The following is a 20,879-nucleotide window of genomic DNA, read 5'->3' as shown; positions in this document are numbered from 1 at the left end:
GTTTCACCGGTCCTGCCAGGCCACCGCAACGGCGTTCCCTGCGTCGCGCTCCGGCGCACGCACCGTGTAGGTGATCCGTCGATTGCGTGCGCGTCCGGCATCGTCGCGGTTGTCGGCCACCGGGTACTGCTGCCCGAGGCCGGTGGCGACCAGCATCGAGGCCGGTACGCCGCGTTCCTGCAGTGCCTGCACCACCGCCGCGGCGCGCTGTTGGCTCAGCAGCAGGCTGGCGTCGGCGTGGCCGGTGCTGTCGGTGTGCGCGGCCACATCGATGCGCGTGCTCGCCGGCAGCAGCGTCAGTGCGGCCGCCACGGCATCCACGGTGTCGGCACTGTCGCCGGTCAGCGCCGCCGAGCCTGCACGGAACTTCAGCGTGGTCCGGTTCAACGCCTCTACCACCGTGGTGGCCTCGGCATGCGCAGGCAGGGTGGCCAGCGCGGCCAGTCCCGGTCCCCACAGCCCGGTGGTCTGCAGGTCGGCGAAGTGGTGGCGGAGCAGCCGGGATACCTCCAGGCGCTGCTCGGCGACCATCGCCGAGGTGTCCACCCGCAATGCATCGCCGTTGAAGTCCAGCAACAATCCGTCGCCTTCCAGCTGCGCAATGCGGGCGGTGAGCCGGTCCAGCCAGCGTGGAGGGCGGGTAGCAGGATCCAGCTCGATCCCGCCGCGCACGTTGTCGCGCCCATACAGGGCGGTGAGCGCATTCCAGACCTGGCGGCGGGCGGCCTCGCTGGGCAGGCGCCCCTGCACCAGGAGGCGGTCGCCGTACTGGTGCATCGACAGCCGCGCATCGCGTTGTTCGGTGATGACCGGGGCCACCCAGTGTGGCGCGCGGATCTTCAGGTGCAGCCAGCTGGTGAACCCGATCAGCGCGACGCCGGCCAGCATCCACAGCATGCCGCGCAGGGCCAGGCCCTGCACCGTGCGCGCCGGGGCGGGCGTGAGTCCCCGTGGGCGATGCAGGCCCGCAGGACCGAGTGCAGCGGCGCGCACAGGACCGGACGCGCTGGCCAGCGCGACCAGGCCGGGCAGCAGCTCGCAGGCGATCACCCGGAACGTGCCGGGCGGAAAGCCGGCACGGCGTGCCATCGTGACCAGCGCATGGGTGCCGACGGCGTGCTCCAGTTCGCTCGCCAGCACCGGGCGGGAGGGTTCGGTCGGTCGCTGCCAGCTACGGAACTGGGCGCCCAGCCCGGCCTGCTCGAACTGTTGCGCCAGGCCGTCCAGGCCCAGTGGGTGCGACGCGATCCAGCCGGCCAGCACGTTCACTACGCTGCGGGCGCGGTAGCCCAGCTCCAGTCGTGCGGCGGCATCATTGATGAAACGGTCGAGCGCTGACATGCAATCCATCCCCTTGAATGAACCGTGCACGCGACGGTGCACGAACCGGCCCATGCGATATGGATGGGCTCTTGGGGGCGTCACTTTGGTCAGGGACCGTCAATGCGAAATGAAATTTCGCGCGTGCTTTCGTCTCTGCATGCCGCAGCGGGATCGCGATAAACGAGGTCTATTGCCGTAAGGCGTTGTGGCGCCGACGATTGCGTCGTGAGGCGGGTTGATTGCGACATCTGGCTGGGCGATGGCCGCGCGCCGGACGACTTGTTTCATCTGCAATCAATTCGTGCGGAAAGCGTCATCTGTTGCGCGGTGCCCGTTGGCCGATACGAATAAGTTGGTGGGTGTCGATGGCCGGCCGGCACGAACAATCCGGTGGGTGCCGATGGTCGGCCGGCGAACAAGCCGGTAGAGCCGACCGTTGGTCGGCTGCGCCGCGCAAGGCGCGGTGCATGCATCGGGTATCGCGGCGCCGGGAGGAAGGGCAGCCGACCAACGGTCGGCTCTACGCCGGAGGGATCCACGTTGCGCCGGGAGCCGACGCGAGCAAGCGGGTAGAGCCGACCGTTGGTCGGCTGCGCCGCGCGGGGCGCGGTGCATCCATCAGGTATCGCGGCGCCGGGAGGGAGGGCAGCCGACCAACGGTCGGCTCTACCCGTGAGAAATCACATTGCGCCGGGTGACGATACGAACACCCCGGTAGAGCCGAGCGTTGGTCGGCTGCACCGCGCGGGGCGCGGTGCATGCATCGGGTATCGCGGCGCCGGGAGGAAGGGCAGCCGACCAACGGTCGGCTCTACGCTGGAGGGACCCACATTGCGCCGGGAGCCGACGCGAACAAGCGGGTAGAGCCGACCGTTGGTCGGCTGCACCGCGCAATGCGCGGTGCATGCATCGGGTATCGCGGCGCCGGGAGGAAGGGCAGCCGACCAACGGTCGGCTCTACCCCTGAGGGGCCCGCATTGCACTGGGTCCGCGATCAGCCCTCCAGCGCCTGCAGGTAGGTCTGCCGCCAGTGGTTGATGTCGTAAGTGCGCAGGTGCTCCATCATGGCCTGCCAACGCTCGGTGCGTTTGCGCAGGGGCATGGTGGCGGCGGTGGCGATTGCATCGGCCACGCCGTCCAGGTCGTGCGGGTTCACCAGCAGCGCCTGCTTGAGTTCATCGGCCGCGCCGGCCAGCAGCGACAGCACCAGCACGCCGGGGTTCTCCGGGTCCTGCGAGGCCACGTATTCCTTGGCGACCAGGTTCATGCCATCGCGCAGCGGGGTGACCAGGCCCACGGACGCCGCACGGTAAAAGCCGGTCAGGGTGGCATGGGTGAAGTTCTGGTTGACGTAGCGCAGCGGGGTCCAGTCCGGTGCCGCATGGCCACCGTTGATGTGCCCGGCGATCTGTTCCAGCTGGCCGCGCAGCTGGCGGTACTCGGTGACATCACCGCGCGACACCGGCGCGATCTGCAGGTAGGTAAGGCTGCCGCGCTGGTCGGGATGGCGTTCCAGATACCGCTCGAAGCCCTGGAAGCGCTCCGGCAGGCCCTTGGAATAGTCCAGCCGGTCCACGCCGATGGCCAGCTGGCGGTCGCGCAGGCTGTTGCGCAGGTCGCGCACGGCAGGCTTGTTGGCGCCGGCCTTGGCCTGGCGCTCGATGTGGCCGGTATCGATGCCGATCGGGAAGGCGGCGGCACGGAAGCGTCGGCCACCGGGCGCTTCCAGTTCGCCATCGGACAACACCCGGCCGCCCCCGAACAGGCGCACGTAGGACTGGAAACGGTCGGTGTCGCGCTGGGTCTGGAAGCCCACCAGGTCGTAGGCGTATAGGCTGGAAAACAGCCGCAGGTGGTCGGGCATGGCCTGCAGCAGGTCGGCCGAGGGCATCGGCACGTGCAGGAAGAACCCGATGCGGCACCCGATGCCACGCTCGCGCAGCAGCGAGGCCAGCGGAATCAGGTGGTAGTCGTGGATCCACACGATGTCGTCTTCGCGCAGCAGCGGCGCCAGCTTTTCGGCGAACAGTGCATTGACCCGGCGGTAGGTTTCGCGCGTGGCGCGGTCGTAGTCCACCAGGTCCAGGCGGAAGTGCAGCAGCGGCCACAGCGTGCGGTTGGCGAAACCATTGTAGTAGCCGTCCACGTCGGGCTTGTTGAGGTCCATGGTGACGTAACGGATGTCCCCCTCGGTCTGCTCATGCAGCGCACCGCTGGCGTCGCGCACCGACTTGCCGCTCCAGCCGAACCACAGGCCACCGCGTTCCTTCAGCGCGGCCAGCAGCCCTACTGCAAGCCCGCCGGGCGCGGCCACGCCGGGTGCCGCGACGCGGTTGGAGACAACAACCAGCCGGCTCATGATGCTTCCTGCCAGCTGCGCGACAGACGCATCGCTGCGGTGATCAGGCCTACGTGCGAATAGGTCTGCGGGAAGTTGCCCCAGGCCTCCCCGTTGTCGAACGCCAGATCTTCGGAGAGCAGGCCCAAGTGGTTGCGGCGTTCCAGCAGGGTCTCGAACATGTCGCGCGCTTCGTCCATGCGGCCGATCGCGGCCAGCGCGTCGATGTACCAGAAGGTGCAGATGGTGAAGCTGGTTTCCGGCTCGCCGAAGTCATCCGGTGCGACGTAGCGGTACAGCGCATTGCCGTGCTTGAGGTCGCGGCCGATCGCCTCGACGGTGGCAATGAAGCGCGCATCGTGCGCTTCGATGAAGCCGATGTCGGCCAGCAACAGCAACGAGGCATCCAGGCGGTGGCCACCGAAGGTGTCGGTGAAATGGCCCAGATCGTCGCTCCACGCTTCATGCAGGATGCGCGCGTGAATGGTGTTGGCACGGTCGCGCCAGTAGTCCGAGCGGTCGTCCAGCTTCAGGCGGATGGCGATCTTGCACAGCCGGTCGCACGCGGCCCAGCACATCGCACTGGTATAGGTGTGCACTTCGGTGCGGCCGCGGAATTCCCACAGCCCCGCATCGGGCACGTCGTGCAGGGCGAAGGCCTGCTCGCCCAGTGGCTCCAGTCGCGCGAAGGTGTGCGCGTCGCCGGGGTCCTGCAGGCGCTGGTCGAAGAACAGCTGCGTGGAAGCCAGCACCACGCTGCCGTACACGTCGTGCTGGCGCTGTACCCAGGCCAGGTTGCCGCGCCGCACCGGGCCCATGCCGCGGTAGCCGTCCAGCGAGGCCACTTCGGTTTCCTCCAGCTTGGCCTCGAAGCCGATGCCATACAGCGGCTGCAGGCTGCCATCGGTGGTGGCCAGGTTGAAGATGTAGCCCAGGAACTGTTCCATGGTGCGGGTGGCACCGAGCCGGTTGAGCGTGCGCACCACGAAGGCGGCATCGCGCAGCCAGCAGTAGCGGTAGTCCCAGTTGCGGATGCTGCCGGGCGCTTCGGGAATGGAGGTGGTCATCGCGGCGATGATCGCGCCGCTGTCTTCGTACTGGCACAGCTTGAGGGTGATTGCGCTGCGGATCACCGCGTCCTGCCATTCCAGCGGAATGGACAGGTAGCGCACCCATTCGCGCCAGTAGTCGCGGGTGCGCTGGAAGGACTCCTGCACGTACCCGCTGAGCGAGCGGTTCAACGATTCGTCCACGCCCAGCACCAGGTGCACCGGGTGGCTGAGCACGAACGGCAGGCCGTCGCGCACGAACCGCAGCGGCACGTCGGTGGTGAGGCGCAGCACGTGGTCGGGCAGCTCCCAGCGGATGTGGTTGCTGCCCCATGTGGAGGCCGGCACGCGTGCGCCCCAGTCGGCCAGCGGGCGGGCGCGCACGATGATGCGCGGGTTGCCAGCCAGCGGGCGCACCTGGCGGATCAGGCTGACCGGGCGGTAGAAGCGGTCGTTCTGACGCCAGCGCGGCGCGAAATCGATGATCTCCAGTGCGCCGCCGTGCTTGTCGTGCAATACGGTGCGCAGGATCGCGGTGTTGGTGAGGTAGCTCTGCTCGGTGCCGACCAGGTCTTCGAGCTCGATCGCGAAATCACCGCCTTCGTTCTGGTTGGGGCTGAGCAGGGCGCAGAAGGTGGGGTCGCCGTCGAAGGTGGGCAGGCAACTCCACACCACGCGCGCCTGCTGGTCGATCAGGGCGCCGAAGCTGCCATTGCCGACCACGCCAAGATTCAGATCAGGTTGTTTCATGGGCACTGCAATCTCGCTCAAGGCAGGCCGCTGCACGCAAGGCCAGCGGCACGTTGGATGGGGCGCCCACGCGCAGTGTGGCGCGGGCGGCGGGAAGGATCAGTAGGCGTTTTCCTGCAGCCAGGCATGCACGCTGCGGATGTGCGGCAGCGCGAACACGGCGGCACTGGGGCTGCGCGCGCCCACCAGGACGCTCCAGCCATGCTGCGCATTGGCCGCATCGAAGCCGAACTCGTCGGTGAGGTCATCGCCCAGGAATACCGGCAGGCGGCCACGGAACGGCGGGTGCTGCATCAGTTGCTGCAGGGCGCGGCCCTTGTCGCTGCCTTCGGGAACAAACTCCACGACGTGGTCGCCAGGTTGCAGGCGGTAGCCGGCATTGCCGCGGATGTGCCGCTCGGCGAACGCGCGTACGTCGCTGGCTGCGTGCGGCGCGCCACGCCAGTGCAGGGCCAAGCTGCGGCCCTTGTCTTCGACCAGCACGCCGGGATGGCCGTGCGCGAACCGCATGGCCTGCTGGTGCACGGCGTGCAGCCATTCACTGGTGTCGGTGGTGTCCGTGGGACTGTCGAGGCGGCCATTGGCACTGCGCAGCTCGTGGCCGTGCAGGCCGGCGGCAGGCAGGTGCAGGGGGGCGAACAGATCGTCGAGCTGGCCGAGCGGACGGCCGCTGATCAGCGCGACCGCGCCTTCCAGGCGATCACTGATGCGCCCGATCGCATCACGCACTTCCGGCAGCAGCGTGACCGCTTCGGGGTCGCGTTCGAATTCAATCAGGGTGCCATCCACGTCGAGGAACAACGCGCAGGCATCGTCCAGCAACGGCGGCGGCGGACGTGGGGGGAGGTCGTTGGCCATGCCCGCCAACATGCCAGCGTGGGTGTGATCGTCAGGTCATGGCATGGCGCGGCGCGTTGTTTTCACACGCGGTGCGGCGGTGCATTCCGCCGCGGCGCATGTATGGCGGCCGGGATCAGAGCAGCCGACCAACGGTCGGCTCTACCTGTTCCCGTTCACCGCCCGGTAGAGCCGACCGTTGGTCGGCTGCACAATACGGTAGAGCCGACCGTTGGTCGGCTGCACCCCCGGTCAGAACGTATACCGCACGCGTCCGTAGTAATACGCGCCGTTGCTGCCCACCGGCGACAACACGTCATACGGCAGGTTACCGTAGTAGTAGATATCGTCGTTGGACAGGTCCGAGTAGTTGTCGGTCAGGTTCTGCCCGCCCACCGCCACGCTCCACTGCGGGGTGATCTTGAACTCCACTTCCGCATCCAGCTGCCACTCGGCGCCGTAGGTCTGGCGCGGAATGAAGCCGTCGCCGAAGTTGAACACGCGGGTGACGCTGCCATAACGGTTGACCCGGCTGCTCAGCGACCAGCGGTCATTGCTCCAGCTGGCCGCCACCGAACCGCGGGTGCGCGGGGTGGCGTCGGTGAGGGTGTTGGTTTCCTCCACGCCAAACAGCACGTAGTCCGGGTCCAGCGCGAGCAGGCTGGCCGGCGTGGCCAGCACGTTCTTCAGCGTGGTCTTGGTGTACGCGTAGGTGCCGGTCAGCACCAGCTCACCGTTGCCCAGCGACTGCCGCCAGTTGCTCACCAGCTCGGCACCGCGGGTGCGGGTGTCGGCGGCGTTGACGAAGAAGCTGGCGCTCTGCAGGCCGGCCACGCCGAACTGCTGCTGCACGTAGTCGGTGAGGGCATCGCCGGTGATGCTTTCCGACAGCGCGATGCGGTCGTCGATATCGATCTGGAAGAAATCCAGCGACACATCGAAGTGGTCGCCGATGCGGCTGGTGAAGCCCAGGCTGGTATTGAGCGACTTCTCCGGCTTCAGCGCGGTGGCGCCCAGGCCGCGCGCGATCGGGTTGTTCACCGACAGCACCCGGCCCTGCACCAGCTGCCCGGCCGCGTTGTAGCCGGTGGAGGTGGATTCGTAGCCGATCTGCGCCAGCGACGGGGCGCGGAAGTTGTTGGAGATCGCACCACGCAACGCGAACGCCGGGGCGAACTCGTAACGCAGGCCGAGCTTGCCGGTGAGCTCGCCGCCGAAGTCGTCGCTGTGCTCGTAACGCGCGGCCAGGTCACTGGAGAAGTGCTCGCCGAACTGGCTGGACAGGCTGACGTAGGCGCTGGCCACGTCGCGCGACAGCGTGGTGGCGTCCTGCGGGGTCAGGCCGCCGCCGGCCTGCGAGCCGGTCGGGCGGTCGGTGAACGGGCCGGCGGCATAGCTGCTCGGGTCGCCCGGGCGGGTCTGGTAGTGGTCGCGCCGCGCCTCCACGCCCAGGCCAAGGCTGTGGGTGATGTTCTCGCCCTGGCTGAACACCCGACCCAGGTCGAGGTTGGCCACGGTCAGCTCGTTGCGGTAATCGCCGGTCTTGAAGCGGGTTGGGCTGGTGGGGCCCAGCGAGGCATTGAGCGAGTTGCGCAGGCGGTAGGTGAAGCTGTTGGTGCCGTAGTCCAGGCTGGCGTCGTAGTTCCACTCGCCCCACTGGCCCTTGGCGCCGGCCACGGCCTGCACGTCGCGGTTTTCACCCTCGGAAATCGGCCGGTAGCCGTTCGGGTACACCTGCGCCCAGTTGGCGTCGCTGTCGGGGTAGCGGAAGTAGTTGGCGCCTTCGCTGTCGCGCTGGTTGAAGGTGCTGAAGAAGTAGAACTTGGACGTCTCACCGAACGGCAGCTCGGTATTGATCCAGGCGTTCAGATCCTTGGTCTTGCCGTCGCCCAGCACGTAGTTGCGCTTGCCCTGCAGGGCCAGGTTGGTGGCGCTCTGGTCCCACGGCGGGATCTGGTCGAAGCCGGCGCGGTTGGTGCCTTCGTGGTTCTTCAGCTCCAGGCCCACGCGCAGGAAGCCGCCCTCATCGCCCAGCCGGGTGCCGACCTTGGCGCTGGCGTAGCTGGTCTGGCCGTCGGTGATGGTGCGGTCGATCGGCTTGAGGTCGGTGTGGTTGGCACCGAAGCTGGCCTCGAACGCGCCGCCTTCCGGGGCGTCGTCGAGGATCACGTTGATGACCCCGGCCACCGCGTCGGAGCCGTACAGCGCGCCGGCGCCGTCGCGCAGCACTTCGATGCGCTTGATCGCGCTGATCGGGATGGCGTTGAAGTCCACCGGCGTGGTGCCCTTGCCGATCTTGCTGTCGGTGTTGACCAGCGCGCTGCTGTGGCGGCGCTTGCCGTTCACCAGCACCAGCACCTGGTCGGGCGACAGGCCGCGCAGCTGCGCGGCGCGGATGTGGTCGGCGCCGCCGGAGTTGGACTGGCGCGGGAAGTTGAACGAGGGCAGCAGCGCCTGCAGCGCGCTACCCAGTTCACCATTGACCACACCGGCCTTGCGGATGTCCTCGGCGGTGAGCACGTCCACCGGCGAGGTGGACTCCAGCACGGTGCGGTCCACCGCGCGGGTGCCGGTGACAATGACGGTGTCCAGCGTGGTGGCCGAGCCGGGCGCGTCCTGCGCATGTACGTCCTGGGCGAGCAGGGGGAGGAGAGGACGAGCGCGATGGCAAGGCCAAGGCGCGACGCGGACGGACGGGACATGCGGACTCCAGCAGGACGACGAGGGGGAGGGAGGGGCGGGGGGAGCTGGCGTTGCCGACCAGTGGTTGGCACTACCAATCCATCCGGATGAAGCGATATATTATCTTGGCGTGATGGCCGATGTGATGCAAGTCCCATTGCCTATGGTCATCAACAGATAACCGCTGGTGATCCATGCAGGCATCGGATGTCCTGCACCCTTCCTCCCCCTGTACGCCTGCTTTCCTGGAGCCTTTCGATGAAGTCCTACGCTGTTCTGTTCGCCCTGGTGCTGGCCGCCAGCGGCTGCGCCACCGCCGCGCCCACCGCCAAGCCGGCCCCGCCGGCCACGGCCACCGCCACCCTGCAGGGCGATGCCGCCCGCCCGGATGCCGCCGCCGGGTGGGTGCGCAGCGAGCTGTACTTCGGCGTGGGCGAGGAAAGCGGCGCCTCCGAGCGCACGCAGACCGACGCGATCACCGACACGCAGTGGCGTGCTTTCCTCGACAAGCAGGTCACCCCGCGCTTTCCCGACGGGCTGACCGTGTTCGACGCCTATGGCCAGTGGTTGTTCCGCGGCGCGGCCGAGCCCAACCGCCTGCGCACCAAGGTGCTGGTGGTGCTGCACGAGAACACCCCGCAGCGCCGCGCCGACATCGAAGCGATCCGGCTGGCCTGGAAGCAGGCCACCGGCCACCAGTCGGTACTGTGGGCGCAGCAGGCGGTTGAAGTATCGTTCTGATCCAGTGCGCCCGCGGGGCGCGGCAGGATGCAACGATGAACAAGGTCAAGGGCGGGCGTTACGCGGTGCTGTGCGCCGCGCTGCTGTGGATGGGTGTGTCGGCGGCCGCCGATGACCCAGTGCTGCGCATGGTGGTCGGGCCGTACCAGGTGGCCACCGCGCGGGTGGAAACGCAGGGTACCCTGGCGCTGCTGCTGCCGTCAGGCCGCCAGCAGCGGCTGGACGGCGTGGCCGATGCCGACGGCGGCGCGCGCCTGAGCCAGCTGGACGTCGATTTCGATGGCCGTCCCGAGCTGGTGGCGCGTGCTTCGGTGGGGCAGGTCAACGAAGCGGTGGCCGTCTACCGGTTCGACATCCCGCAGGCGCGGTTCGTGCCACTGGCACTACCCGCCAGTTCGCACGAACAATGCGGTGGGTTGATGGGGCTGGACGTGGACGCGGCCAACCGCACCCTGAGCAGCAGCTGCCGCAGTGGCCCGATGTGGTACGTGGACCAATACCGCTACCACGACGGGCGCCTCTACCTGTACCGCGCCGAGCGCACGCTGATGCTGGGCGACGCGCTGGAGGCGACGATCTTCGTCAAGCAGACCGCCGACAGTGGCCCGATGGCGGTCTGGACCACGTATGACCCTACCGGCAAGGTGCTGGAAACAGCGATCTCCGACGGGCTGGTGGCACCGCGTAGTGACCGGCGATTGCTGGCCTTCAGCGGCCAGGTGGTGCCGGCGCGGCTGCCGCTGTACGCCCGTCCCGGCGACACCGCCACCCGCCGCTATCTGGTGCGCGAGGACCGGGTGGAACTGCTGGACGAGAAGGACGGCTGGGTGAAGGTGCGCTACGCCAACCCGACCCGGGGCGAGATTCTGGGCTGGGTCAACGCCAACCCCTGAGCCACGCTCAGTCGCCCTCGCACTGGATATGCAGGCCGTGGCGCTGCGCCTGGTCGAACAGCAGGATCAGGCGCAGGCCCACCTCGGCCAACGGCCCCTCCGCGCCATCGGGTTGCTCCAGCAACCGGTCGATCACTTCCTGCACCAGCGCGGCGGCCTGCCCCGGCGAAATACGCGGCGCGCCGTAGAACTCCTGCTGTAGCCGGCTCAGCTGCGGGTAGCGGCTGGTGTCGGGGCTGAGAATGGCCTCTTCGTGGGTGTCGATCCACGCATGCCGCATGCGCGGCCCGGCGTCGTCCAGGTACAGGTCAAATGCCATGCGCGCCTCCCGGGCTCACCGGTGCTGCCAGCTCACCGGCTGGCCTTGGCGCTGGCCGGTGGCTAGCAACAGCAGGAGCCGCAGGCCGCTGCGGCGGATGATCGTATCGGTGGAGTCCTGCAAGGCCAGGCAGGCCAGCAGTTCGTCCATCGCGGCCGGCAGGTCATCGGGCGCGACACCGCCGCGGGGTGCACGCAGCAGCTGCGCCAGCCACGGGTGTGCCGCCGGGTCGATGGCGTGCAGCCACTGCTGCTCATGGAAGGACAGGAACTGCTGCGTGGTGGCGCAGCGCAGCGCAATCTGCATGAGCCTGAAGGCCAGTGAACGGGCCAGCCAATGTATAGGCATTTCACGCCACCTGCCTACAGGAAGATCACCTGCGGCTGGCTAGGCTGGGGGTCCCCCGTCCAAGGCTGTTCCCCCATGAGCAAGCGCGTTGCCGAGATCGTGGTTGAAACCCTGCAGGCTGCCGGTGTCCGTCATTGTTACGGCATCGTCGGCGATACCCTCAACTACGTCACCGATGCCATCCACCACAGCGATATCGAGTGGGTGCATATGCGCCATGAGGAAGTGGCCGCGTTCGCCGCCGGCGCCGAATCGCTGATCAGTGGGCAGCTCACCGCCTGCGCCGGTTCGTGCGGGCCGGGCGGGCTGCACTTCATCAATGGTGTATTCGAGACCAACCGCAACCGCGCGCCGATGGTGCTGATTGCCAGCCAGGTGGTTACTGCCGAGCTGGGCATGGAGTTTCCGCAGGAGGTCGATTTCAAGGCGGTGTATGCCAGCTGCAGCGTGTTCTGCGAGCAGGTGCACAGCCCCGAACAGGCGCGCCGCGTGGTGGCGCTGGCCTGCCAGGCGGCCATCAGCCGGCGCGGCGTGGCCGTGGTGATCCTGCCGGCCGACATCAGCGAAGCGATGGTCAAGCACGACGTGCCGTTCTCGGTGCACCACACCCAGCCGGTGCTGCGCCCCAGCGATGACGAGCTGCAGCGCATCGTGGCCTTGATCGGTGACGGCAAGCGCGTGGGCATCTACGCAGGGGCTGGCTGCGAGCATGCGCACGACGCGCTGGTGGCGCTGGGCGAGCGGCTGCAGGCGCCGATCGCACACACCTCGCGGGCCAAGGATTTCGTCGAGCATGACAACCCCTACAACATGGGCATGACCGGCATCTTCGGGATTGAATCGGGCTACCACACGCTGATGGCCTGCGACACGCTGCTGCTGCTCGGCGCCGATTTCGCCTGGGGCCAGTACTACCCGGACAAGGCCACGCTGATCCAGGTCGACCGCGATGGCAGCCACCTTGGGCGCCGCCACCCGGTCACCCTGGGCGTGGTGGGCGACATTGGCCCGACCCTGGACGCCCTGCTTCCGATGCTGCCCCCGCGGCAGGACCGCAGCTTCTTGGACGAGTGCATCGAACACCGCGAAAAGGCGCTGGCCACGCGCGAGAAGGAAGAGCAGCCGGGCGAGGGCGAACTGATCCATCCGCAGCACCTCACCGCCTTGATCAACCGCCACGCCAACGACGATGCGCTGTTCACCGCCGACGGTGGCTCGCCGATGGTGTGGATCCTGCGCCATATCCGCACCAATGGCCGCCGCCGCACCCTGACCAGCCTGCTGCACGGCACGATGGCCAATGCGATGCCGCAGGCGCTGGGCCTGCAGAAGGCGTATCCGGGCCGGCAGGTGATCTCGCTGTCGGGCGATGGCGGCATTGCGATGCTGCTGGGCGACCTGCTCACCGCCGTGCAGGAAGACCTGCCGATCAAGGTGGTGGTCTACAACAACAGCTCGCTGAACTTCGTGGAGCTGGAGCAGAAGGTGGAAGGCCTGCTCGACAACTACACCGACCTGAAGAACCCCGATTTCGGCCGCCTGGCCGAGGTGATCGGTTTCTACGGGCGCACCGTGACCCGCTCGGAAGACCTGGAGCAGGCGGTGAAGGATTTCCTGGCCCATCCGGGCCCGGCGCTGCTGGACGTGCACACCAGCCCGACCGAGCTGGTAATGCCGCCCCAGGTGGAAGCCAAGCAGGTGGCCGGCACCGCGCTGTATGCGGCCAAGGCGTTGCTGAGCGGGCGGGTGGGCGACGTGCGTGATCTGCTGGCGAACAATTTCCTCAACAAGCCCTGAGCCCGTGGAGGGTCACCACCAACGGTGGTGACCTACCGGGTGGGTGCCGACCGTTGGTCGGAACGGCGCTGGCTGGCTGCCGACACCGTCGGACCCACCCCGGTAGTGCCGGCCGCTGGCCGGCTCCCGGCACCGTCGGACCCACCAAGGTAGTGCCGGCCGCTGGCCGGCTCCCGATACCGCCGGATGCATCTGAGGAGCCGGCCAGCGGCCGGCACTACCGGATGCAATGGCCGCTTGGATCACGGGGCGGCAGCGCGTATGCGCTGACGCGTACACCCCCGGCGTTCCACCCATGCGCCTGTTACTGGCGGCGGTGAGGCCCTACCATCGGCTACCCCCTCCCCACGGCAGTGCCGCGCATGTCCGCCCCCGCTCCCGTCCGCTCCGGACCCCTCCGCTGGTTCGTTGCCGGCGATTTCAATGGTTTCTTTGGCTTGGTGGTCGACAACCTGTCGATCCTGGGCTTCATCGCGATGGCGCTGGTCGGCATCTTCCAGTTCCCGGCCGACGTGGTGTTCGGCCGCATGTTCCCCGGCACCGCCTTTGGCGTGCTGGTCGGCAACGTGCTCTATACGTGGATGGCGCGGCGGCTGGCCACGCGCGCCGGCCGTGACGATGTCACCGCGATGCCGCTCGGCCTGGACGCGCCCACCAGCATCGGCATGGCGCTGCTGGTGCTGGGCCCGGCCTTCATCGCCTTCAAGGCGCAGGGCCTGGCGCCGCACGACGCGGCGATCGCCACCTGGCAGCTGGGCATGGCCTCGCTGGTGATCATGGGCGTGCTGAAGGTGATCCTTTCCTTCTTCGGCGAGGCGGTCACCCGCGCGCTGCCGCGCGCGTCGCTGCTGGGTTCCATCGCCGGCATCGCCATCGTGCTGATGGGCTTCCTGCCGCTGCTGGAAACGCTGCGCTCGCCGGTCGTCGGATTCGTCACCCTGGGCCTGCTGCTGTACGTGCTGATCGCCAAGCGCAAGTTGCCGATCCGCGCGCCGGGCGTGCTGGTCGCTTTCGTGTTCGGCACCGCCCTGTACTACGGGCTGGGGCTGGCCGGGCTGGGAGCGCCGGGCTTCCACGTACCGGCCTGGACGCCGCCGCAGGTGGTGCTGCCGTGGCCCACGCTGGGCTTCATCGACGGCCTGCCCACGGCCATGACCTACCTGCCGCTGCTGCTGCCGTTCGGCCTGCTGATGGTGGTGGGCGGCATCAATGTGTCCGAGAGCGCGCGCGCGGCCGGCGACGATTACCGCACCCGCGACATCCTGCTGGTGGAAGCGGTGGCAACGCTGGTGGCCGGGCTGTGCGGTGGCGTGGCGCAGACCACCCCCTACATCGGCCAGCCGGCCTACAAGCACATGGGCGCGCGCAGCGGCTACACGCTGCTGACCGGCCTGTTCGTCGGTATCGGCGGCATCCTCGGGGTGATCTCCGGGCTGGTGCAGTGGCTGCCGCTGGCGGTGCTGGCGCCGATCATCGTGTACGTGGCCATCGACATCACCACCCAGGCCTTCCAGGCCACCCCGCGCGAACATGCCGGGGCGATGGTGCTGGGCTTCCTGCCTTCGGTGGCCTATCTGCTGGCGATCAAGGCACCGGGCTGGATCGCGCCGGAGCAGCTGGCGGCGATGACCACCACGCTGGACGGGCACGGCCTGCCGGAACTGGCGGTGATCTTCACCCTGGGCAACGGCTTCATCATCACCTCGATGCTGTGGATTGCCGCGGTGGTGGCGATGATCGATGGCAGGTTGCTGCGCTCGTCCGGGTTCCTGCTGGTGGCGGCGGCGTTGACCCTGTTCGGGCTGATCCACTCGGTGGACCCGCGCGGCGGCATCTACCTGCCGTGGCAGCTGGAGGGGTTGCCCAAGCTCATCATGTGGCAGTTCGCCGGGGCCTACGTGGCACTGGCCGGGTTGCTGGCGCTGCTGTCGCTGCAGAAGCAGCCGCGCGTGGATCACGACCAACGGTCGTGATCTACCGATCACTACCCGGTAGGCACAGACCGTTGGTCGGTGCGGAATCGCAGCAGGGTAATCACGACCAACGGTCGTGATTACCGGTCGCCGTCCAGTTCCGGGTAATGGCGGAAGATGCCGTTGGTGTTGAACGCCAGCCGGCGGTCGGATGCCAGGTAGGCGGCGATGTTCGGTCGCCGTTCCACCCGGTCCTTGAGCGCGCGCAGCAACGGCACGGTGGGCCACAGCGCCTGCATGCGCCGCGGGAACATGTAGTCCAGCCCGCTCAGCAGCTGGAACAGCGACAGGTCCACGTAGGAATGCTCGCGCAGCGGATGGCGCTCGCCGTTGTCCTTCAGCACGCCTTCGAAGTAGCCCAGGAATTTCGGCAGCCGCTCGGCACGCATTGCCTCGGCGCGTGCCTTGGCTTCGCGCTTCTGGTCTTCGTAGTACGTCGATGCGGAGATCGGGTGGTGGGTGTCGTGCACTTCGGCGACCAGGTCGGCGATGGTCAGCTGCAGCTGCAGGGCCTGCTGCCGGCGTGAGGCGGCCTCCGGCACCAGGCCGAGCTCCGGCGCAAGGTAGTCGAGGATCGCGCCCACCTGGGCGACTACCTGCCTGCCACTCTTCAAAAAGGGCGGGGCGAACGGGCGCAGGCCGTCTTCCTTGCCCTGCAGGAACGGCTGCATCACCGCGTCGCCATGCACGCGCGTCATGTCGGTGTAAGCAGCGCCGGCATCTTCCAACGCAAGCCGGATGAACTCGCCACGGCCCTGGATGCCGGTCCAGTAGTAAAGCTCGTAATGCATCACGGTGCTCCACAAGAACAGTGCACAGCATCGGCGTGCCCATGCAAAGCGGGCGTGAGCGTGTGGTGGTTCACGTGGCAGCGGTTCATCGCGCCTGCGGGATGATGCGGTGACAACGCGCGCGCTGCGGTCATGCAGGTGCGCGGGGAACCCCGTCCGATGGCGGGGGTCATACGGTGTCCAGGCACGTGAAACGCGAGGTACGGCAACATGCAGAAGAGCGGAAAGGCGATCTGGCCATGGGTGTTGGGTGTGGTGGTCATCGGCGGTGCGGGAACGTGGTTGTTCAGCGACACCGTGCGCGGTCTTGTTGATGACATACAGGTGCCGGTGCAGGCGCCGGCAGTACAACAGGGCGCGGCTACGAAGATACCGCCCGTTCCTGCATCACCTGCGGCGCCGGCGCCGCCTCCCATCCAGCATCCGGTCGATCCCCGTGATGCGGCTGATCCGGCACTGCCCACGTTGGCCGACAGCGACGGCCCGGTATTCGACACACTGAGCGCGCTGTTCAATGGCGACGGCGCACTGGCACTGCTGCTACGCGACCATCTGGTCCAGCGCGTGGTCACCCATATCGACAACCTCGACAAGCCCAGCGTGCCAACGCCCGCGATGGCGGTGCGTGCGTTGCCCGGCAGCCTGCAGGTCGAGACGATGGATGGCACGGTGTACATCGCCAAGGCCAATGCCGAGCGCTACGCTCCCTACGTGAAGGCGTTTACTGCATTGGATGCGGGCGCAGCGGGTAAGGCCTATGTGCGCGTCTACCCGTTGCTGCAGCAGGTGTATGCCGAACTGGGCCAGCCCAACGCCTACTTCAACGACCGGTTGGTGGCGGTGATCGACCACCTGCTGCAGACACCGGAGCCGCCGCGTCCGTTGGCGGTGACGCGCGATGAGCGCGGCCGCTATCGCTTTGTCGATCCTGCGTTGCAGTCACGCTCGGTGGGGCAGAAACTGCTGCTGCGCATGGACGCCGCGCAGGCGCGCGCAGTGAAGCAGCAGCTGCGGGCGATCCGCGCGGCCATCAGCCGCGGCTGATCGCACGCGCTACAGGGCGCGCAGGAACGCTTCCAGGTCCTGCAGCTCCTGGCGGCTGAGCCCGCGCGGGCGCAGCAGCGGGTCCGGTTGCGGGAAGGGCGACGCGTCGGCAGCAGCCCCTGCCGGCGCGCGCGGTTTGCCACCGCCCACGTTGTAGAACGCCAGCACGCCGTCCAGCCGCGGCAACAGGCCGTTGTGCATGTAAGGCGCGGTGTTGGCCACGCCGCGCAACGAGGGCGTGCGGAAACGGCCGCTGTCGGCCGGGTGTCCGGTCACCTCATAACGTCCCAGGTCCTGGCGCGCGCGGCCGTGGAAATGCAGGCCCAGGTTGTGGAAGCCGTTGTCGGTCAACGCGGGACCGCTGTGGCAGTTCATGCAGCCAGCGCGCGTGCGGAACAGGTGCAGACCCCGCAGCTGCGCGTCGTCCAGGGCGCTGGACTGGCCACCGAGAAAGCGGTCGAAACGGTTGCGGGAGGGGGCCAGGCTGCGCTCGAAGGCGGCGATGGCCTGGGCCAGTTGGCGGGTATCCACGCGGTCATCGCCGAACACGGCGGCAAAGGCCGTGCGGTAGTCGGCATCGGCGCGCACGCGCGTAGCCGCATCCTCGGCATGGAAGGCCATTTCCTTCGGGTCGGCGATCGGCTCCAGCGCCTGGTCTTCCAGCGTGGCCGCGCGACCGTCCCAAAACAGCGTGTGCGCGTAACCGGCCATCGCCACGCTGGGGGCATTGCGGCGGCCGGGCTGGCGGTCGTGGCCGAACGACACGCGCCGACCATCGGCGAAACCGAGGTCGCGTTCGTGGCAGCTCGCGCAGGCGATCTGCCCCGAGCGCGACAGGCGCGGGTCGTTGAACAGGCGCTGGCCCAGGGCGACTTTGGCCGGCGTGGACGGATTGTCGCGCGGTTGCGGTGGTGGCCCGAGCGGGGCCAGTTCCTGCCAGGCCACGCCGGGGTCGATGTGCGGCGCCGGCCACTGCGCGGTGGGTTGGGTGTAGCGATAGCGCAGGCACACGGCGCTGGGCATCGGCGTGTCTGGCAGCGTCGGCCCGCAGCCGGCCGGCGGCGCCTGCAGTCTGTCGCGCTGGGCGCCCGCCGGCAGCGCGCACAGCAACAGAGCGCTGGCTGCCAGGCGGCGCAGCCAGCGGTGCAGGACGCTCGATCGGGCGGTTGTCGCACTCAGAACCGGTAACCCACCTCGACCCAGAACGAACGGCCCATCTCGTAGTACGGCACCGACACCGGGCCGTTGGATACGCCGTTCACGTTGCTGGCATCGAGCAGGTTGAACACATCCACGTTGCTGAAGACCGTCCCACGCGTACCCACCGGCAGTTCCCAGGCCAGGCGCAGGTCCCAGGTGAGGGCGGGGCTGAAGCTGCGTTCCTCCCAGATGTCCACCGACTGGCCCTCGTACATGGTGTTGAGGTTGGTGTCGGCCACGGCGCTGAAGGCGGCGCGGTAGCGCAGGAAGTTGCTCACCGTCAGGTGGGCGGCGGGAATGCGCGTCATCGTGGTCAGGCGCGCGGTCCACGGGCGGTTGAAGTTGTCCGCCGGGCGGTCGCGGTAGCGCATGAAGTCACCCTGGTAGCGGATGATCGGGTCGAGGTAGTACATGCGCCCGTCTTCATTCTCGTAATCCGGGGCGGAGGCGCGGCTGTCGGTCCAGTCCAGGGCGAGCATGCCGGTGGTGTAGGTGTTGCCCCAGCGCAGGGCGCGCAGCGGTTTGATCACCAGGCTGTAGATGTCGGTGCGGCTGCGGCCGTCGTTGGTCCAGGTGGTGTAGCTGTTGGACAGGGTGGGGTCGTCGGCCGGCGCGCCGAGGTCACGGCCGGGCACCTGGATCACCTGGTCGCGCCCGGTGCGGTTGACGTACTTGAACAGCACGTCGAAACCGCCCCACTGCTGCTGCGCACCCAGCATCCATTCGTCGTCGTAGGCCACCTTCAGTTCGTTGAAGCGCACCTGGTTGGTGGCCTGGGTGCCCAGCGTCCATTCGGCGTCCAGGCTGCTGCGCCGCTCGCTGTTGTAGCGCAGGCGGTTGACGCCATCGCGCAGCTGCCAGGTGGCCGCATTGCGACCGTAGTAGCGGTTGGCGCCCGCCAGCAGGCGGGTGTTGCCGGCATCGTGCAGCTGGTAGGCGGCGGCCAGGCGCGGGGCCACGGTGGTCTGGTCCATGTAGCTGTCCGCGTCGACACGCAGGCCCGGGCGCAGTTGCAGCGCGCCGATCTGGATGTCGTCTTCCAGATAGGCGGCGCCGCTGTCCACGTTGAAGCCGATGCGACCGGCGGCAAAGCGGGTGCGCTGGCTGAAGTACTGGCCCGGCCACCCGGTGGTGCGGGCCGCGCCGGTGTCGGTGAGGCCCAGCGAGCAGGTGGCGGTGTCGGTGACACCGGCGCGGTTGGTGCAGGTGTCGGTGCGTACCGGCACCACGTAGGAGCTTGCGTCCTCCAGGCGCTCGAAGGACACGCGCTCGTGCGCCACCTGCAGGCCGGCCGACAGCCGATGGGTCATGCCCAGCCATTGAAACGCATCGGCGTTGGCATCCACCTTGTACTGCAGCCGCGAACTCTGCTGCTCGATGCTGCCGTACTCGCCCTGCGTCGACGACGCCGTGGTGCCCCACGGTTTGGACGCCGAGTGCAGCCAGGTGTAGAAGTCGTTGGCGTCGGCTTGCCGCGACTGCTCGGTGTCGCTCCAGCTCAGCTGGTGCTGCAGGCGGCCCCAGTTGGCCTGCCAGTTTGCCTTTACCTGCGCCTGCAGACCGCCGCTGTCGATGTCCAACGCGCCGTCGGCGCTGTTGGAGCGGAAGTAGTGATTCTCACTGGGCGCGTAGGTCACGCTCGCGTCCAGGTCGAGCCGGTCGCTGGCCTCCCAGACGGCCTTGACGAAGACGTTGTCGCTGGCGCGACGCTGGGTTTCCTTCTGCGCGCCGTAGGTATCGACCAGGTGCGAGGAATAGAAATAGCTGGGAATGGTGGAGCGCTTGCGGGTCACGCTGGCCAGCAGGCCGACGGTGTCGGTGACGTAGCCTTCCAGGGTGGCGCGGGTGATTTCCTTCTTGAACTCCGGCTGGCCATCGTTGTAGCTGGAGGCTTTGTTGTAGCTGTCGGCGATGTCACCGTTGAGGTGGTAGCGCGTCCATTCCGAACGGGCCATCTGGGTGGACACGCTGCCGGACAGCGTGCGGCTCGGGCGGCGCGTAGTCGCATCGACCACGCCGCCATTGAAGCCGCCATAGGCCGCCGAGATGTTGCTGTCGAGCACCGTGATGTCCTCCAGCAGGTGGGTGTCCAGCGCCAGGGCCTGCGCGCCGCCGGGGACGCTGTCCAGCCGGTAGGGCGAAGCGTCGGCGGCCGGGTCGATGTCGTTGTTGAAGCTCACGCCATCCACCAGGAACGCGTTCTGGTAGAACTTGGCGCCGTTGATGCTGATCTCGGCGGGGCTGATCTCGCCCGGGTTGAAACTGCCCAGCTGCGCGTTGTCGAACTGCACCGCCGGGTTGATCTTCAACAGGCTGGTGATGTCGCCATTGCCGGCCGGTTGGGCCTGCACGTAATCCTGGCCAAGCGTCATGCCTTCGCCGAACAGGGACGCGCCCGTGCTGCCCACCCTCAGCGCGGGCATGGTGCCGCCGCGGCTGGTCTGGGCGGGCTGTTCCAGGGTGTAGCTGCCATCGTCGCGCCGCACGGCGCGTAGTCCGGTGCCGGCCAGCAATGCCGCCAGGCCGTCTTCCAGCGGCAGGTTGGCCGGCACGGAGGGCGCGCGCCGCCCGGCGGTCAGCGCCGGATCGAACGCAAGTGCGACGCCGTGCTGGCTGGCGAAGTTGGACAGCGCCCGGCCCAGGGGCACCACGCGTTGCAGGGCGGGGGAGGTGGACGGCGCATCGGCGGCAGCGGCGTGCAGCATGGACGTGGACAGCACGGCCAGCGACAGGGCGCTCAGGGTCAGCAGGCGGGAAGATCGGGTCATGGTGGGGGTCTGGAATGCAGGGGTTC

14 protein-coding genes and 1 pseudogene are annotated in these 20,879 nt (G+C 68.1%); 5 read left to right on the top strand and 10 right to left on the bottom strand.

Going from position 1 to position 20,879, the window contains the following annotated elements:
• Positions 1–3: 3 nt before the first annotated feature.
• From ACZ0AE_RS15465 to ACZ0AE_RS15445, 5 genes and pseudogenes are all read right to left on the bottom strand, one after another.
• Positions 4–1,341 (bottom strand): OmpA family protein, encoded by a 1,338-nt coding sequence (locus ACZ0AE_RS15465; protein ID WP_463601537.1) that lies wholly within the window; start codon positions 1,339–1,341, stop codon positions 4–6.
• 976 nt (positions 1,342–2,317) lie between these two features.
• On the bottom strand, positions 2,318–3,682 hold the full coding sequence (otsA, locus tag ACZ0AE_RS15460; RefSeq protein WP_038686655.1) for an alpha,alpha-trehalose-phosphate synthase (UDP-forming): 1,365 nt from the start codon (positions 3,680–3,682) through the stop codon (positions 2,318–2,320).
• Complete coding sequence (locus ACZ0AE_RS15455) at positions 3,679–5,460, bottom strand: glycoside hydrolase family 15 protein (protein ID WP_463601536.1); 1,782 nt, start codon at positions 5,458–5,460, stop codon at positions 3,679–3,681. Before ACZ0AE_RS15455 ends, otsA begins: the two co-directional genes overlap by 4 nt.
• 99 nt (positions 5,461–5,559) lie before the next feature.
• The gene (gene otsB, locus ACZ0AE_RS15450; RefSeq protein WP_038691895.1) at positions 5,560–6,318 is read right to left on the bottom strand and encodes a trehalose-phosphatase; all 759 of its coding nucleotides are present in this window, start codon (positions 6,316–6,318) and stop codon (positions 5,560–5,562) included.
• A gap of 231 nt (positions 6,319–6,549) precedes the next feature.
• Positions 6,550–8,999 (bottom strand): annotated as a pseudogene (locus ACZ0AE_RS15445) (TonB-dependent receptor plug domain-containing protein).
• Between the two features lie 238 nt (positions 9,000–9,237).
• Here ACZ0AE_RS15445 and ACZ0AE_RS15440 point away from each other — a divergent pair.
• Together ACZ0AE_RS15440 and ACZ0AE_RS15435 are read left to right on the top strand one after the other, a co-directional pair.
• Positions 9,238–9,720, top strand: coding sequence for a DUF3574 domain-containing protein (locus ACZ0AE_RS15440; RefSeq protein ID WP_463601535.1), 483 nt, complete (start codon positions 9,238–9,240; stop codon positions 9,718–9,720).
• A 35-nt stretch (positions 9,721–9,755) separates the two neighbouring features.
• On the top strand, positions 9,756–10,613 hold the full coding sequence (locus ACZ0AE_RS15435) for an SH3 domain-containing protein (RefSeq protein WP_463601534.1): 858 nt from the start codon (positions 9,756–9,758) through the stop codon (positions 10,611–10,613).
• A gap of 7 nt (positions 10,614–10,620) precedes the next feature.
• On the opposite strand, the gene ACZ0AE_RS15430 is transcribed toward ACZ0AE_RS15435, so the two are convergent.
• Together ACZ0AE_RS15430 and ACZ0AE_RS15425 are read right to left on the bottom strand one after the other, a co-directional pair.
• Entirely contained in the window at positions 10,621–10,932 is a 312-nt protein-coding gene (locus ACZ0AE_RS15430) for a hypothetical protein (protein WP_463601533.1), read from the bottom strand.
• A gap of 15 nt (positions 10,933–10,947) precedes the next feature.
• Entirely contained in the window at positions 10,948–11,280 is a 333-nt protein-coding gene (locus tag ACZ0AE_RS15425) for a hypothetical protein (RefSeq protein ID WP_463601532.1), read from the bottom strand.
• Positions 11,281–11,355: 75 nt separating this feature from the next.
• On the opposite strand from ACZ0AE_RS15425, the gene ACZ0AE_RS15420 reads away from it, so the two are divergent.
• Together ACZ0AE_RS15420 and ACZ0AE_RS15415 are read left to right on the top strand one after the other, a co-directional pair.
• Positions 11,356–13,077, top strand: a complete 1,722-nt coding sequence (locus ACZ0AE_RS15420) for a thiamine pyrophosphate-dependent enzyme (protein WP_463601531.1) — start codon at positions 11,356–11,358, stop codon at positions 13,075–13,077.
• A gap of 362 nt (positions 13,078–13,439) precedes the next feature.
• Positions 13,440–15,050 (top strand): SulP family inorganic anion transporter, encoded by a 1,611-nt coding sequence (locus ACZ0AE_RS15415; protein ID WP_463601530.1) that lies wholly within the window; start codon positions 13,440–13,442, stop codon positions 15,048–15,050.
• Between the two features lie 80 nt (positions 15,051–15,130).
• Here the strand turns inward: ACZ0AE_RS15415 and ACZ0AE_RS15410 are convergent, their stop codons facing one another.
• The gene (locus tag ACZ0AE_RS15410) at positions 15,131–15,841 is read right to left on the bottom strand and encodes a glutathione S-transferase (RefSeq protein ID WP_463601529.1); all 711 of its coding nucleotides are present in this window, start codon (positions 15,839–15,841) and stop codon (positions 15,131–15,133) included.
• A 210-nt stretch (positions 15,842–16,051) separates the two neighbouring features.
• On the opposite strand from ACZ0AE_RS15410, the gene ACZ0AE_RS15405 reads away from it, so the two are divergent.
• The gene (locus ACZ0AE_RS15405) at positions 16,052–16,885 is read left to right on the top strand and encodes a DUF3014 domain-containing protein (protein WP_463601528.1); all 834 of its coding nucleotides are present in this window, start codon (positions 16,052–16,054) and stop codon (positions 16,883–16,885) included.
• 9 nt (positions 16,886–16,894) lie between these two features.
• Here the strand turns inward: ACZ0AE_RS15405 and ACZ0AE_RS15400 are convergent, their stop codons facing one another.
• Together ACZ0AE_RS15400 and ACZ0AE_RS15395 are read right to left on the bottom strand one after the other, a co-directional pair.
• A complete protein-coding gene (locus ACZ0AE_RS15400; protein ID WP_463601527.1) occupies positions 16,895–17,908 on the bottom strand; it encodes a cytochrome-c peroxidase in 1,014 nt (337 codons plus the stop codon).
• 152 nt (positions 17,909–18,060) lie between these two features.
• Positions 18,061–20,853, bottom strand: coding sequence for a secretin and TonB N-terminal domain-containing protein (locus ACZ0AE_RS15395; RefSeq protein ID WP_463601526.1), 2,793 nt, complete (start codon positions 20,851–20,853; stop codon positions 18,061–18,063).
• Positions 20,854–20,879 lie beyond the last annotated feature (26 nt).

The sequence above is a fragment of the Stenotrophomonas sp. AC248 genome (assembly GCF_979258185.1).
The sequence above is the reverse complement of the archived record's forward strand: the minus strand, read 5'-3'. Positions and strand labels throughout refer to the sequence as shown.